The organism is Mesorhizobium sp. M1E.F.Ca.ET.045.02.1.1 (genome assembly GCF_003952485.1).
Taxonomy (GTDB): Bacteria; Pseudomonadota; Alphaproteobacteria; order Rhizobiales; family Rhizobiaceae; genus Mesorhizobium.
The window spans coordinates 2742501-2758836 of record NZ_CP034447.1 but is presented as its reverse complement, the minus strand read 5'-3'; the positions used below and the strand labels follow the sequence as shown (position 1 = coordinate 2758836).

Sequence of the window (16336 nt, the reverse complement as noted above, 5' to 3'; positions counted from 1 at the left end):
GCTAGATCATCACGCTTCCGAAATAGCCGAGTCCGGAGTTCTCCGGGGTGCCGATTGCGACGACCCGATCAAGCAGCAGATTGCCCTCTTCGCAGCTCGTTTCGGGGAGCAGCGCGCAGGCGTGGCAAGCGGCGCGGTTGAGCGCGTTGGTGCCTTGGCCTTCGCTCTCGATGCATAAGGGATCGGACGAGCAAATCGCAGCGTTGGCAAGCGCCGCTCTGACGGTCGCGTCGAGACGGCCCGCCTCCCCCTGGCGCACCAAGCCGCCGAGCGTTCCTTCGGAATCGCCGCTCGCGGTATAGACGAGCAGGCCCGCCATCGGATGGGCAGAATCGTCGGACACGTAGAGGCGCTCACGAAGACTTGAGGAATCATAGCCGCACTCGAAGGCCAGTTGGCGGATAAGAAGATGGGCGAAGCTGTGAATAAGGAGGTACGCGGGCGTGATCACACGAACGGGTCGCCCGCGCTCCACGGCGAGCCGCGTCAGCTGCGTCTGAAGCCCGCCGACGCGCGCCTCGATCTCCGGCAAAGCCCGCCACGCGGCGAGGCGCTCGCGCGAGAACTGGAGGAAGATGCCTTCTCCCCGCACCGAAAAGCCGGGCAGCCAACGTTTGGGAGCGAGCGAGAGCGCAGCAAGCGCGCCGCCTGCGGCGTCAGGCGGTACCAGCCGCGTGAAACCGGTCAGCACACGTGTTTCGCGCAGCCGTCGAACTAGCACGACGGCCTCGAAGGCTTGCGCGAACCAAGGCTCGTAGCCGCGGACGTCGCATGCCTTCGTGTCGAAGTCGTGCCGCTCGAGCTCCGGGGGGCGAGCGCCCGTGTAGGCCTTGTACTCGTCAAAGCGGTAGCGGGTCTCGTCGGTGTAGGTGTCGGCCGCGGCCGTTCCGTCGCCGCTCAGCCGCTGGAGGACTGCGGCGATAAACGCGTCCTCGTCAAGTCCTAGGTTCCGAGCCTTTGTCTTGAGGAACGGCAGGTGAGGCTTCCCCTCCACCGTGAACGACGTGATCTCGTCCCAAATGTCGGGGCGGTCTAGGACCTGCTGGACCTTGGCGGAATAGGGAGGGATCAGGATCGAACTCGTCAGCTTGGCGAAGTATGAGTTTGAAGCACCACGCTGGATCGTCTGCGGAACCAATGACGGGCAGTCGACAGTGCCGTCGGGACCAAGCCAGGGGCGTTCGCCGCAGCATGAGGGCGTCGCCATGCCCCGCAGCGCGTCTCGCTGAAACGCGCCTGCCATTGAGCGTGACGAGCCGCAGCTCGTGCATTTGACGACGACGCCAGCGAGGCCGGCCGCTGTGGTCGAATAGAGGTACAGCTGCGCCGTCTCGGGCGCGCAAGCGGGTATGTCGCCGGAGTGCGCCCATTCGTGCCACGGAAAGTCCATCATGTGGCCCGCCTCGCAGGCAGTGACGAAGCGAACGGGCGACAGGCGCGGACGGCGCTTGGCCGGCAGCTCCGAGCATGGCTTCGCTTCGCCTTCGGCGCGCCTGCCGGGGTTATGGCAACGCAGGCCTTCGGAACGCCACGGCGTGTTCCACGGCACATGCTTGAGATGCCGGCAACGCGGGCAGAAATGCCAATTGGGGAAACGGACGAATGGCATGTCGGCGCGGTCGAGGTGCGGCGTGCCGCGCGGGGCGATGTCAGGAGCCTCGGTTGGGCTCAGGAAAAAATCGATAGGACGACCGAGCTCGGCGCTCAACCGGCGCGCCAATCGGCCGTCGACCACTTGGCTCGATTTGAGAATCTCCGGTTTCACCGAGGGGTCAGCGAGCTCATATGGCCACGCATCCAGTCCAGCGGACATCAGCGATTCGTCGAGAAAGTCGATGATCGCTCCGACGCCGAACGGTACAACCCCTTGTGAAGTGCGAAATTCCGCGCGTTCCTTCATGCTTCTTCCTCGGCGGGTGTCGGATAGATGGTGATCACACGGCCGCTTGAGGTGCCGTCGACGTTTCGCATCGACGTGGGCACGGGCCAAGCGTGACGCTGGAACGTATCGTCGGGCACAGAGCCGAACGGATACATTAGGGTGAGATCGGTCGGCGTACCGCCCATCCGTCCCCATTCCGGGGGCTTATAAGCACGCCATTCGGCAAGCGCCGCCTCGAGCTCGACACGCGTGTCATCGGCTTCGTCGCGGTCGATTCGCTCGACGCGCGCCAGGATCGCCTCGATCTGGTCTTCCACGTCGTTGACGAACGAGGCGACGGCATCAGGACTTTCAACCTCGGCGATGAGGCGAGACAAAGCGACGAATACGCCCATCAGGCCACGCTCGCGCGCTTGCGGCGAGAATGGAGTCACGCTGGTGGGCTCGACATTGCGATAGAGGCTTTGATGATAAGCGACGAAACGCTCGTAGTGCGATCGGTCGCGACTCTTGGTTTGGGTGTACACGGTGAGCACGAGGCCGGGCACCTGACGCCCCACACGGCTACTCGCCTGTATGTATTCGGACGTGCCCTTCGGCTGCCCACTCATAACTATGACGCCAAGCCTTGCCACGTCGACTCCGACGGCGATCATGTTGGTGGCAAGTAGGACGTCGACCGGCGGCGGCCCGGCCGGCCTAAGTCGCCACCTAATCTCGAGTTGCTGCAGAATCGATGGGATCTCCTCGGCGCCGCGGCGGCTTGTCAGCTCGACGATCTCGCGAATATAGCGACGGGCTTCAGGGCGAATACCCTGGCGGTGGCAATAGCCTTTGAGAAATTCCGGGATGTCGCCGACGCACAAGGTCGCGGCGTGTCCCAGTTCGCGTAGCGAATTGAAGTACCAGACCAGCGTTCCGTATGGGTCTACGATCGACCGCTCGCGCTCTTGCTCTTCGGTGAGTGGGTAGCAGACGTTCTGGAGGAGCGGCGAACAGGCGCGGACCAACGCCGTCTGGTGAGATTTGACCGCGTTCCCCATGAACCCGACGTAGCGACGGCCCGGCGCATCGGTGTCCTCAAAGGCGAAATAAGAATCGCCCGAGCGGATCGCCTGCGGCGGGAATTCAAAGCAGTCGCGAGCATACAGGTCTCGACATTGCTCAGCTGCGCGACGAATCGTTGCCGTCGAGGCCACCACCTTGTGAACATAACCGTCGCGCGAGCAAAGCCGATCTATCGCGGTTTCGTAGAGGCCCACGACTGTGCCGAGAGGCCCGGAGATGAGATGAAGCTCGTCTTGGATCACGAGCGCGGGCGGTGGCGCGTCGGTTCCGATTCCGAATAAGCGGCCAGTCCTGTTGTCCCAGGCGACCTGGGCGAATTTGTCGACAGTGCCGATTAGGATGGTCGGCGGCGCTGCATAGATATCCTCGTCGACGACGAGAATCGGCAGGCCGCCTTTCGCTCTCGAAAAGTCGCAATGCTCGTCGGGGCAGACGAACGCCACGGTGCGAGCACCGCCGTCTCGGGGGCGCGCCTCTTCGTAGCCGAGCTTTGCTCGATCCGTGAAGTCGGCGCCGCACCAGGGGCATTGCAACACCTGGAACGGATTGACTGCAAACCGGTCCTGCTGAAGCTGGCGAAGGCGGTTGCGGGCATCGTCACGCGTATTGGGCGAGAGGCTGCGGCCGACCCAAAGCCCGATCGAGATCGGCTCGTTGCCCAAGTCGGAATCAAGATCGCGGTCGCGTCGCAGCGTCTCGATGGCGAGCGTGAGCGCCGAGGCGCGTTGGAACTGCTGAGCAGTCAAAAGGCGCAGCGTGTAGCGCATCAGAACCGTACAGCCTGCGGCTTCGCCACGTAGCCTGTTGAGGATGATTGTGAACGCGCTCAAGCCGAGATAGGCTTCCGTCTTGCCGCCGCCGGTTGGAAACCAGATCAGGTCGACGATCTTGCGTTCATCGTCTGCCGGATCGAACGCCGAGGCGAGATTCATCAAGATGAAGCCGAGTTGGAAGGGACGCCAGCTCTTATCGCGGCCGTCGCCTGCGCGGTCTGGAAGCGGATCTTCGCGACCGCGACGCGGCAGTCGCGAGTGATGCTGCTGGACGAACATCGCCTTGTTCATCAGGCGAAACGCCGTGAGCGCATCGGCCTCTTGCTCGATAAGGGCGATGCCTCGGAGCATGCGGATGTGGCAAACGCGGCAATTAGCGAGGTTTTTTCTTGCAGCGTTAAGCAGTTGGCCGTTCAGATCGTGGATCTTGGTTTCCTGTTCGACGATCCAGCTTTCGTAGTCACGAGTAAGGTCTCGCAGCGCTTCGAGGATCGCCGCGCGTGGATCGTCTCCGCCTGGGTGATACAGGAAGCCCATCGACAGCTTGAGCGCGCGCGCCCTATCGAACGGCGTTGTGCGCGGAAGTATAGGCTTGAGCTCGTAATCGGGAACCGCGACCGCAGCGACCCAATCGACCGCACCGTCTTCCGACAACGCCTCGTCGCGATTCCAATCGCCAGCGGTGCCATGACCGAGCGCAAATGCGCGACGGTGGCGAAATAGCAGATCCATCGTGGCGAGCTCAGGATCGTCGACCGCTTCGCCGACGCTGCGGTCGATCGGCAGGAACACCGCTTCACCGTCCCGATGCAGGATCTTTAAGCCGACCTGAAAGTAGACGTCCCCGCAGGACGGCGCAGCAGTTCCTTGGGCCCGGCGCTCGTTGACGAGCATGCATGAGTAAACTAGTCGACCATCGGCGCGGCGACGAACGGTGGTGCGCAGCGCCAGCATGCCGTCAGCGTCGAGCCGAATCGGCGGCTGCGGGCCAAGCGTCGTCGCTCTCGGCAACACGATCTCGCGCGCACCGGGCACGCGGCGCCAAGCTTGAACCCGCCTTGTCGCAGGATGGAGGCGTCCATCCAGTTTGGTTTGACCGGCGAACGGATGTACTTCCTCGACCGAGTCGGGCGAATAGGTCGCCCATGTTGCCCGGACGACGAGCGAAACCGCTTGACCGATGGCAAAGGAAATACCTGCTGCCGAAGGGCTGAACTCGTTGGCAAGATTCAGCGGCTCCCTGTCGTCCGATCCGTCACCGTCCTGGCGCGCGGCGCGCGTTTCGACGACGGGGATATCCTTAGGCAACGCTTCCAGAGTTTCCGCTTCGTCCTCGGTCGGGGCGTCACTGCTGTCCTCGAGAACTTGTTGGCTCATCTTTTGCGGGAAGAGCACGCCCGTCGCGTAGAGCTGCAGCGGGGAAATTGTTAGCAGCTCGTCTTGCTCCTCGGCCGGATCATCGGGACGGGGCCCGAACAGCTGGCGGATCGTCGACGCCACGAGGTTGTCGCGGAACACACGCGAGCTTGCGAACGGGTCGACTGGCGCGTTCATTGCACGGCCCTCGCTTGGAGCCAGTCCTCTCCGACGAGAGCGTAGAGCTTGGTACGCGCACGGGTAATGCCGACGTAGAGAGCGGAGCGCACTAGCTCATCGTCGAGACGGTCGGGAAGATCGGTTAGGATCACGATATCATTCTCCAATCCCTTGAAACCGGCGATCGTGCCGTAAGTGAAGGCCTCTGGATCCGCCGTGCGGTGCTGCTCGATGCGTCGGAACGGCTTGCCGACATCAGGCGGATGCAGCGCAAGGCTCGATGCAGTTGTCTTGACCCAGGAGAGAATCGAGACACTTCCCGGCGAAACGCCTTCCTTGAGCAAGTCGACGAGCAATGCACGTAGGCGCTTCGCTTGATCCTTGGGATCGGCGACGAGGCGATAATCGACAGGCGAGCGCAACGTACGCCTGCAGACGGGCTCGACAATTCCGGCGATGCGGCTAGCTTCGATGGCGACCTCCTTGGGATTGCGGAAGTTCTCGCGGAGCTCGACCGCAAAGGCGCCGAACCCGCGCAGCGTGTCGAGAAGAACGGGATCGACGCGACCGTACAGCCTCGATTGCGGCCCGGAATCGTGAAAGATCAGCCAGCGGCCACCGCGGAAACCGTTCGTGAGAACGAGATTTAGGCAATCGAGGAAAGGAAATGTGAGGATGTCCTGCGCTTCGTCGACAACAATCACATCGAATTGAGGAAGCGCGCCGTCGTCGAGCAAGATCGAGCAGGCATTCTCGAAGAGCTGGGGATAGAGCTTGTCGAACGTCTCAACCGACGCGCCGATGTCGCCGCCGCGCAGCCGATCGCCGAGCCCGGCGGCGCGGATCGTCTCTCCGAAGAAGCCGTGAAGCGTCGCCATACGCACGCCCGGTGCCGTCCGAGCCATGTCGATCTTGAGGAAATGAGCAAGATTATCGTTGTAACAAAGCAAGAGCACCGAACGTCCCGCTGCGGCCAAACGGCGCGCGGCCTCGAGCGCGATCAACGTCTTGCCGCTGCCTGCGGGGCCGTCGCACAAGAGGCGCGGATTGCTCTCGTTTAGGGCATAATCGAGTACGCGGTGTTGGTCCGCGCTCAAGGCCACAAGCTCGCGCTCGCTCTCGGCGAGCAGGCCCGACAAGCTTTGCACGACCTCGAAGTCGCCGCGCAGCACCTGTAGATAGCTTTCGCGCCGCGCGGCGCTTAGCCGGGCTGGCGCTACGCGGCCCATCTCGTCCGCACGCGCACGAAAATAGCGCGCCAGGCGAGAGACGTAATTAGTGAATGGCTGCGTCGTGTCGCGGACGTCGTAGATGACGTCCTGGTCCCATTCGGGGTCTGACCGATCGAAGCAGATATCGGGTAAGACCACGCCCCACCCGACGAGGCTGTCCTTGCGTACGGAGCGCCCGAGACGCCTATCCAGATAGCCGATCAGGCCCCAGCGGGCCGACTGAGCCTGTTTGAACGGACCTTCGCTCGAGGTGTAGGATTTTGCGCCGTGCCCAACCCGCCACATGCCATCCTTGCGCTCAACGTCGCCGCCTTTCACTTCCAGGCAGAAGATACCTTCAGGACCAATCAGCACGAAATCGGCTTCGGCATAGTCCTTGCGTAGATGCCGGGCGATCCCAAGTGAGTGGAGGCACACGAGGTCGTCGCTCCCCGGGCAATCCCGGATCAGCCCAAACATGCGCGCCTCGCCCCGCGAGATCTCGGAAGGGCAAACTGGCGGGAGCATTCGCGTCATGCCACTGCTCCGTCATGCGTCGCTAGATCGGCAAGATGCAATCGTCGGCCGACCAGCTCGCTGGGAACCTCCTGGATGCCTCCTAACCGCTCGACACGCGCCAGCGCGTAGACGACACGCCTGCCTTCGACCTCGAATGCAATGGTTGGTTGCGACAGATCAAACGTGCCGGAGAAGATCTCACGTACAATCGCGTCGGACGCTTCGGCACGGGCACGGTAGACTCCGTCGATCGCAGTCACCGCGTCGCCAAGGCCCGCGCGCAACTCTGTGTCGTTCGTCAGATCGGCGATCAACGGCAAGACACGACGGTAGCTACGCGGCGCGATGCTGCGAGTGTCGTTCGCCCATGATCGGATCGTCAGCGCATCACGGCGCTCACCGGCTTTGCCCATTCGGCCAGCGAAGCGTGCATAGCTTTCACGGGTCGCCGCAAAATGCCGCTTGAGCGCAACCTTCCAGAGATCGGCCCGAGCCCGGAGCGCGCCGCCGTCGGCTAGCATGCGGTCGGCCCACGCATCGACCAGATCACGGTCAGTCTCGAGTGGGAGCGCAGTCAACATGCCAGGCACGAGCGCCGCGACAGACGTGAGTAGCCGAGTTTCGTCGCCATCCGCGGTGGGTGTGTCATGGCCTTCAGGCAGGACGATAACATGGCCCGCCGGCGGCAGAAGCGCAAACGCGCCGGGATCCGTGAACAGGACCAGCTGAGCCTTAGCCGTCTCGTTGCGGCAGGCCGCGGACGGAAGCACCCTGCGGATGCCTTCGATCGCCCGCGTCTCAGCTTGAGCGGTGTCGGGCGTATCGTCGATCGGCTCGACGTCGTTGGCCGCCTGGAGCTCGACGCGAAGAGAGGCTTGCTCGTGCCAGCGGTGCTCGGCGGCCCCCAGTCCATCGTCTACGATCCGCTTTAGGAGCTGAGCAGTGGAGCGCTCGAGCCGCTGTTCCCAGCGGCGGCCAGCGGAAATCGTCCTATCGTACCATCTCCGCTCGTATGGTAGGAGCAGCATGTCGGTCCGAGCACCGAAGCCGACGTTGGAGAGCTCACGCATGACTTGGCGGCCGAGCCAGCCGGGAACGACCACACGGTCGTATGGCGCGGAGGCGCGGAGCGCTTCGATGGTCATCCATTCGAATCGACGAAGGGCATCGGTCGCTTCGGCCGCCGCCCGGCAGCGATCGGCCGTCACGCTCGATCGGCAAACTACGGCGACAGCTTCATCGGCACCGAACGAGGCGGCCAGATCGAGCAACGCATTGCGTCGGTCGCCGCCCGATGCGTCAGAGGCAAAGCCCGAGAACAGCGCGCGAACCTCGGCCGCATGGGGCTCGTATACGGCAAGCATCGAAGCTTGGCTGACTATTGCAGCAGCCAAGGCTTCGAGCGCGCGACGGTCGTTCTCATCCGGAAGCGGCTGCGCCGTCGCGCGACGCAGGAAGGCAGCAACGGTCAAGTCGAGCGCGTCCAAGGCCAAATCGCCGCTCTGGCGAGCGTTGCCGCGACCCAAGCAATCGGCTACGGCGTCCAGAAACGAATTTTCGCTCACGCGAATCGAATACGCTGCAGGCCAGTGCGCTGAGCGGCGAGCGAAGAAGCGGGCGAGCGGGTCGCTTTCCGTCGACTTGCCGGGATGAGTCACCGGCGGCACCTCGACATCCTGGTCCTCGAGATACCAAAGGTCCTCAAGCCCTTGATCGACGAGCGCGCTCACGCGTTCACGCTCATGAAGGTGGGCGAGCACACAAAGCCGACTGTTCTTGAGACGGCCGGACGCGGCGAGAGCGGCATGAAGCGTCCGTCCAAGAGCGGCGCCGTCGACCAGAACCCGCCAGCCATCGATGCACTCGGGTGGATCGAACAAGAGGTCGGTGGCGGCTCCGATGTCACCGCATGCATAGAGAAGCGGACGGTCGGTGGCGCTGCCGGGTAGAGCGTGCGAATGGCCCTGATTGTCGATCCAGTAGGCTCCGAGCAGCGCCGCTGGCGTGACGCCCTGGAGCCTGAGCGCGGGAAGGTAGCTGTCCAGCTTAGTTCGCGGCGTCAGCAGAAGGACCGCCTCATAGCGCGAGGGTCGTCTGCGCCCTTCCCCCGTCAGACCGATCAGTCCGTCGACATTGCGGTCCTTGAGCCAAGTGAGAATGTGTGTGCCGTTCGTGAGTCGCTTCCACTCGCGCGGCGCGCGAGCGAGGTAGGGTAGCACCTCCTCGCCGACCGAGATACTACCAGCGTCCGCGACATGGAGCCGGTAGCGCGGCCGCGCCGTGCCTTTGATCGGACCGCCCCAGCGAGCGTGGAAGGTGACCGTGCCATCGCCGATCGTCACCGGGCACCCGGGCCGCCAAAGCTCCATTTCCTCTTCGAAGGCATGAGCCTGAGCCCTCACAGCCTCGACCGCAGCGGCTACCGCCGCGATGACTGGATACGGTCCGGTCTCGCGCAGCACCAGCGCACCTCCGCCGGGAGTCGCCAGAGTCTTGAGCGCGGCGCAGACAACGTAGCGTCCGAACCGATCGAGCTGCGCGCCGCGGGCGCCAAGGCCCAGCGTCGCCACGAACGGCCATCGTCCCGACATGGCCTCGAGAATCGGCAAACACATCGTTTGATGCTCGACGGCGGCATAAGCCCATTCAAGAACATAGATGTCGTCGATAAGGCCGAGAACACCTGCGTCGTCGGTGACCACGTCGTGACGCTCGGCGAGATAGCGCAAAGCAGCGCGCGCGGGAGCATTTTCGGTCCCGGGGCGCCTTGCGGCGGTTAGCAGCGCGTCCGTCTTGGTCGATAGGCTGGCCCAATCGCCCAATCCGCCGAACTTCTCGAGGATTGCGAGTTGGCGTCGAACGGCAAGCACGACTGAGTCGAAGTCGAAAATTTCGGAGTCGTCGTAGGACGAGATGCGCTCGTCGATGTGTCGCAACTCCTCGCTGCTCAAGCAACCCTTTAGATGCGCAGGGCCGACCTGAGCGGCGAGGCGTCCGACGACAGTCTCCAGTATCCAATTGAGCTCCCGACGATGGTCGTCATCCAGCGAGCGGCGATCGAGTGCCTCTTCGAGGAAAACGAGCGCACTAGCGGCAAGCGCGGCCACTCTCGGCTCGGTTTCCGCGTGGAGACGATATTGCGAGGCGACCCAAATCCAACGGCCGATCTGACTGCTCGGAAAATCCGAACGTCCGAGCGCTTGCGCCAATCGCTCGGAGAGATGGGCAAGCCGATCGAACGCAGCGTCCAGACCATCCGAGAAGGCTTCCTCCAGGCGCTGCAGGCGCCGGGTCAGCTCATCCGCTCGCGACGTCTTGGGATACCACCAGCTCACGTGCGCCGATGCCCCAGGAATTCATAGGCGTTTGTCTTCAATGCGCCCCCCAAAGCGCGGTGCTCCTTCGTTATTTCTCGCCCGCTCCTCAAAAGACACTATGAACGGATTTGAAAAAATAGAAAGTTAAGCGCAGTTTTTTCACAGACGTGCGATTTCAATCCGAAATGGATGGTCCTCACGCGCAAAGTATGAATATGATATGCGTCCGGGCTAATTGCCTATGTCGCCCGCGACTTAAGCGGACGATGATCGAGCGGTATCGGCGGTCAGGTCTGCTTTTCGATTGCTCCCAACAATCACGTGGCGGCTTCCGTCATGGCAGAAAGCTCGCTCGATAGACGCTCGCCATCAAACTCACATGAGCCTCAAGCGGTGGCCGCAGTTCGAATACCCGGGGTTCGCGAGTGAAGTTCCACAGCCTCATCAGCAGCCAGTCGTTGCGATGACGGTCGGAGGCCGCCAGTTCGTTTCGCGTAATGTGGAACGGTGTGCGCTCCCAGCCATTTGTCGTCTTCACCTCAATCAGACGATCGCTGCCATCTAGGTCGAAGCTCCGAACATCATAGCCTCCCCCATCGCCATCGACGTGCGACACCCAGCGAATCCGATTGGCAAGCTCGGTCCGTCCCGCAGCAAGCAGCCTAGCGCGCTCATGGGCGAGAATACGCTCCTCTCCCGCGCGGCCGAGCGCCCGGTTCTGGGCGTCACGCTGGGCGACGTCGTACTTGCGGGCCATAGCGGCCATCTGCTCGGTCTCGTCGGGTGGCGGGGCATTGCTGTGCGTCGGCGGCGGCCCGATCCACAGCATCGGCTCCTCTTGCAAGGCTGACTGCGGGCGAAGCGCAGAAGGCACAAGCCACTCCGGGTGACGATCGAGCCATCTCACCACGGCATCGACGAGCGACGCCTGGAAATTAAAGGCCGGCTTGTAGCCGAGGATCCAAGTTTCTCCGAGTCCCTTGAGGACCGCGCTAATATTCTGGTGCTTGTACTCTATCGAGCCGCGCGGACGGCCGATCGCCGCCTGAAGTAGGCGATTGTGCCGGGCCTTGTTGTAGGCCTGCCCCGTGAGGTCTTGACCCAGCATGGCGAAATAATCCGCCACGATCGCGTCATTCTGTTCCTCCGACCAGTCAACAGGCATTGAAAACGTAGTCCCAACTAACGAGGAAGTGGCAAAGCTCAATCTCAGCAGCAGCTGCCGCAGAACGACCTGTGCACGACAGCAGGCGAGTTTCCTTGCTGGATATGCAAGGCCGTCTACACGTCATTTGCAAAGTACAGCCTGATCGCGTCCTGCTGCTTGCCGAGCGTGCCGTCCTTCCGGAAGCGAGTTCCGTCGACCACAAAGATGATGCCTTTCTCGCTGGAGTAGACCGCCGTGCTCGTTACAGAAATGCGGACAATGCGGCCTTGAACCTGCCCGGTTACGATATCACCGATATCGATCCCGAGGATTGATTTTGCCACCGCGGAGCGTTCGAAATCGAGCTCCACTTCCCATTGATCCAGCTCTTCTTCAATCCGCGTCCAGGCATCGCGGGCCGACCGAAACGGACGGTCGGCGCCGAACCAGATTCTGTCGGCTAGCGCGAGGGTATCGTTGGGCACGTTTCGCTCCATCGCGCGCGCCGCTCCAGACATCATTTCGCAGACCTGCTCCGCGTCCATCAGTGCTTGGAGCCGACCCCGGTAGGGCGCAACGGTCGCTCTCGTGATGGAAGGAGCCAGGGGTACTTCACGAGTGGGCATGTAGTCGATTGGCATGATTTCGCGCAGCGCCAATCTTGCGGTACCGATGCGCTCAGGCGGATCTTCCTCTCTCCAGGCGCGTCGCGTGCTTTCCACCCAAATTTCTGAGGCGGAGATGCAGAGGGTGCTATCCAGAAACATGCGCGAATCCGGAGTGTGGATGTAGCGGGTAGACCAGGAATGGTCAGCTGAAGTCAGCGGCATCACCACATGGTGGAGCTGGTGTTCTCGGACCATGCGCACGAGGGAGGCAATCCGCTCCTGTAAGGGAACGGTGAGGCGGACAAGAACAGCGGGACCGTTCCCGCTCGACCACCGGTTTCTTTGCTCACTCTCAAACATGAGAAGCTGGGGCCGGGCGAATGGAAGCAGCTTTCCGACGAGACTGGCAGCGCTCCCCTGCAGCGAGTGGCTCCAGCGGGCGTCGATCTTTCCCTGCTTGATCCACTCGTGAGCGCGGTTCTGGATCAGCAGCAGAAGTTGCGCCGCGAGGTCCGGAGCGAGGTTCGGGAGCCTGTTTCCGGTTACCGCAGCAGCGTCGACGCCTTGCGCCTTCAGGTCAGCTAACGCGGCGTTGTAGAATTTCCGTTGAAGATCAGAGAGCGTTCCGGCTGCTTGGATGCGCGCGGTTTCACGCCGGCGCCTATCGATCTCTTCGCGGAAGGCGCTCAACGGTGGGCGCCGGGGACTACCTCCTGCCTGGACCTTGGCCCAATAGCCTCGAGGTGGCTTGGGGACCTGCAGGCGTCTGCAAAGCTTGCTGAGTGCCACATCGGAGATGCCGAGTCCCTTTGCGATCTCGCTGGTCGGCTTTTCCCATACCAGCGCGAAGAGTTCCTCGCGGGAGAATTCTCGTCGTGTCATGTATGTGCCTCCTACCGGTCGTTCCATATGTCACTCATTGGTATCGCTTTCAAAAAGCGATGGAGCGACCGTGCTATTGAGCGAGCAGGAGAACGGTGGAGAGAAACGAAGAGTTCGCCGACTTAGCTACAGAAGTCTCGGTGCATTCATTGCGGCCAGCGGCTATCGGTCTCCAAACGACCGAAGATCACGTGCCGACGAAGAGCTTGCTGGCAAATCTCGCGAAACCAAGCGAGGGAAGACCATTGGTGTTGATGGACTTTGCTGTTAAGGGTCCGGCTGATCATCAACGACGGCGATTGCGTGCCTTTCTAAGGCAAAAACCGCCCCGGTCAGACCGAGGCGGTTATTGATTTATGATAAAATTGGTTGCGGGGACAGGATTTGAACCTGTGACCTTCAGGTTATGAGCCTGACGAGCTACCGGGCTGCTCCACCCCGCGTCAACCATAGAGGTAAGCTTGCGCTTACCGGATTCAAGAGCCACCAAACGAAAGGGCCGCTCGCGCGGCCCAGGATCCCGTTTGGCGGGCCTTATGCATGTCGCCCAAAAGTGCCTAGCGGTTTTGGGACAACGACATGCATCATACAATCGTAAGGAGAAGATTAGTCTCCATCCAGATCTTTTGATCCGGATGTGAGATGAACGTGCGCTTGGCAGACCTGGCAGCGACCTACTCTCCCGCGTCTTGAGACGAAGTACCATCAGCGCTGGAGCGTTTCACGGCCGAGTTCGGAATGGGATCGGGTGCAGCCGCTCCGCCATAACCACCAGGTCGGCAAAACGCACGTTGTTCGAGAAGCTGTTCAAGCGCGATCCAAGGATCGTCGCAGCGCGATCCAAGGATCGTCGCCTTTGTGCCTTGGATGTTCTTTTAGCCTGGCGCCTTTCGAAGCGAAGCTTCGCAAGGTCGACCGACCGTCGGCGCCGATGCGCCGCACCCACGTAGCGCCGCCCGAAGGGCGGAACAAGCGTGAGTGAGAACAAGATGGGCATTAGGAATGAGAACGATCAAGCCGATCGAACTATTAGTACCGGTAAGCTTCAAGCGTTGCCGCTCTTCCACACCCGGCCTATCAACGTGGTCGTCTTCCACGGTTCTCAGGGAATACTCGTTTCAAGGTGGGTTTCCCGCTTAGATGCCTTCAGCGGTTATCCCGTCCGGATATAGCTACCCTGCAATGCGGCTGGCGCCACAACAGGTCCACCAGAGATCCGTCCATCCCGGTCCTCTCGTACTAGGGACAGATCCTTTCAATATTCCTACACCCACGGCAGATAGGGACCGAACTGTCTCACGACGTTCTGAACCCAACTCACGTACCGCTTTAAATGGCGAACAGCCATACCCTTGGGACCTGCTCCAGCCCCAGGATGCGATGAGTCGACATCGAGGTGCCAAACAACCCCGTCGATATGGACTCTTGGGGGTCATCAGCCTGTTATCCCCGGCGTACCTTTTATCCGTTGAGCGATGGCCCTTCCACGCGGGACCACCGGATCACTATGACCGACTTTCGTCTCTGCTCGACTTGTCAGTCTCGCAGTCAGGCAGGCTTATGCCATTGCACTCAGCGAACGATTTCCGACCGTTCTGAGCCCACCATCGCGCGCCTCCGTTACTCTTTAGGAGGCGACCGCCCCAGTCAAACTACCCACCATACATTGTCCCGGACCCGGATAACGGGCCGCGGTTAGACATCCATAGTAATAAGGGTGGTATTTCAAGGGTGGCTCCACCTGAGCTGGCGCCCAAGCTTCAAAGCCTACCACCTATCCTACACATGCCACTACGAATGCCAATGTAAAGCTATAGTAAAGGTGCACGGGGTCTTTCCGTCTAACCGCAGGAACCCCGCATCTTCACGGGGAATTCAATTTCACTGAGTCTATGCTGGAGACAGCGGGGAAGTCGTTACGCCATTCGTGCAGGTCGGAACTTACCCGACAAGGAATTTCGCTACCTTAGGACCGTTATAGTTACGGCCGCCGTTTACTGGGGCTTCGATTCAGAGCTTGCACCCCTCCTCTTAACCTTCCAGCACCGGGCAGGCGTCAGACCCTATACGTCGCCTTGCGGCTTCGCAGAGCCCTGTGTTTTTGATAAACAGTCGCTACCCCCTGGTCTGTGCCACCCTCCTCTGCTTGCGCAGAAAAGGGTCACGCTTCTTCCGAAGTTACGCGTGCAATTTGCCGAGTTCCTTCAGCATAGTTCTCTCAAGCGCCTTGGTATACTCTACCTGACCACCAGTGTCGGTTTCGGGTACGGTCTATAAGGAGGAGCTATTTCCTGGAACCACTCCGCTGCCCTTTCAATCCGATAAGATTGGACAACTTGTGTGATCCGTCACTACCTCCAGGCCCACGAATATTAACGTGGTTCCCATCGACTACGCGTTTCCGCCTCGTCTTAGGGGCCGGCTAACCCTGCTCAGATTAACTTTAAGCAGGAACCCTTGGTCTTTCGGCGGGGGAGTCTCTCACTCCCCTTACGTTACTCATGTCAGCATTCGCACTTCTGATACCTCCACCGCCCCTCACGGGTACGGCTTCATCAGCTTACAGAACGCTCCGCTACCGCTCGTGATTGCTCACGAACCCTAAGCTTCGGTGTATGGCTTTAGCCCCGTTACATTTTCGGCGCAAAGACCCTTATTTAGACCAGTGAGCTGTTACGCTTTCTTTAAATGATGGCTGCTTCTAAGCCAACATCCTGGTTGTTTTGGGATCCTCACATCCTTTCCCACTTAGCCATAACTTGGGGACCTTAGCTGTAGGTCAGGGTTGTTTCCCTTTTCACGACGGACGTTAGCACCCGCCGTGTGTCTGCCGACTAGTACTCCCAGGTATTCGGAGTTTGGTTAGGTTTGGTAATCCGGTGAGGACCCCTAGCCCATCCAGTGCTCTACCCCCTGGGGTATTCGGTCGACGCTCTACCTAAATAGATTTCGCGGAGAACCAGCTATTTCCGAGTTTGATTGGCCTTTCACCCCTAGCCACAAGTCATCCCGAACTATTGCAACAGTTATGGGTTCGGCCCTCCAGTAAGTGTTACCTTACCTTCAGCCTGCTCATGGCTAGATCACTCGGTTTCGGGTCTAATGCGACGAACTGAACGCCCTGTTCAGACTCGCTTTCGCTGCGCCTACACCTACCGGTTTAAGCTTGCTCGTCACACTAAGTCGCTGACCCATTATACAAAAGGTACGTGGTCACCCTTGCGGGCTCCCACTGTTTGTAGGCAATCGGTTTCAGGTACTCTTTCACTCCCCTTGTCGGGGTGCTTTTCACCTTTCCCTCACGGTACTAGTTCGCTATCGGTCATGCACGAGTACTTAGGCTTGGAAGGTGGTCCTCCCAATTTCAGACAGGATTTCACGTGTCCCGCCTTA

The 16336-nt window shown here is 61.0% G+C and carries 6 protein-coding genes, 1 tRNA gene and 2 rRNA genes (1 of these 9 running past the window's edge); all 9 read right to left on the bottom strand.

Annotation, left to right across the window (positions count from 1 at the left end):
- Nucleotide 1: 1 nt before the first annotated feature.
- Complete coding sequence (locus EJ070_RS13360) at nucleotides 2-1900, bottom strand: DUF1998 domain-containing protein (RefSeq protein WP_189350519.1); 1899 nt, start codon at nucleotides 1898-1900, stop codon at nucleotides 2-4.
- On the bottom strand, nucleotides 1897-5277 hold the full coding sequence (locus tag EJ070_RS13355) for a helicase-related protein (RefSeq protein WP_126091776.1): 3381 nt from the start codon (nucleotides 5275-5277) through the stop codon (nucleotides 1897-1899). Before EJ070_RS13355 ends, EJ070_RS13360 begins: the two co-directional genes overlap by 4 nt.
- Nucleotides 5274-7007: an ATP-binding domain-containing protein gene (locus EJ070_RS13350; protein WP_126091775.1), complete on the bottom strand. Its 1734-nt coding sequence runs from the start codon at nucleotides 7005-7007 to the stop codon at nucleotides 5274-5276. The genes EJ070_RS13355 and EJ070_RS13350 overlap by 4 nt, the downstream gene beginning before the upstream one ends.
- A complete protein-coding gene (locus tag EJ070_RS13345; protein WP_126091774.1) occupies nucleotides 7004-10324 on the bottom strand; it encodes a hypothetical protein in 3321 nt (1106 codons plus the stop codon). The genes EJ070_RS13350 and EJ070_RS13345 overlap by 4 nt, the downstream gene beginning before the upstream one ends.
- A 316-nt stretch (nucleotides 10325-10640) precedes the next feature.
- Nucleotides 10641-11471, bottom strand: a complete 831-nt coding sequence (locus tag EJ070_RS13340) for a DUF3883 domain-containing protein (protein WP_126091773.1) — start codon at nucleotides 11469-11471, stop codon at nucleotides 10641-10643.
- Between the two features lie 116 nt (nucleotides 11472-11587).
- Nucleotides 11588-12943: a hypothetical protein gene (locus tag EJ070_RS13335; RefSeq protein ID WP_126091772.1), complete on the bottom strand. Its 1356-nt coding sequence runs from the start codon at nucleotides 12941-12943 to the stop codon at nucleotides 11588-11590.
- Nucleotides 12944-13309: 366 nt separating this feature from the next.
- A tRNA-Met gene (locus EJ070_RS13330) sits at nucleotides 13310-13386 on the bottom strand.
- Nucleotides 13387-13604: 218 nt separating this feature from the next.
- Nucleotides 13605-13719, bottom strand: a 5S ribosomal RNA gene (gene rrf, locus EJ070_RS13325).
- Nucleotides 13720-13951: 232 nt separating this feature from the next.
- Nucleotides 13952-16336 (bottom strand): 23S ribosomal RNA (locus EJ070_RS13320) (it continues 441 nt past the right edge of the window).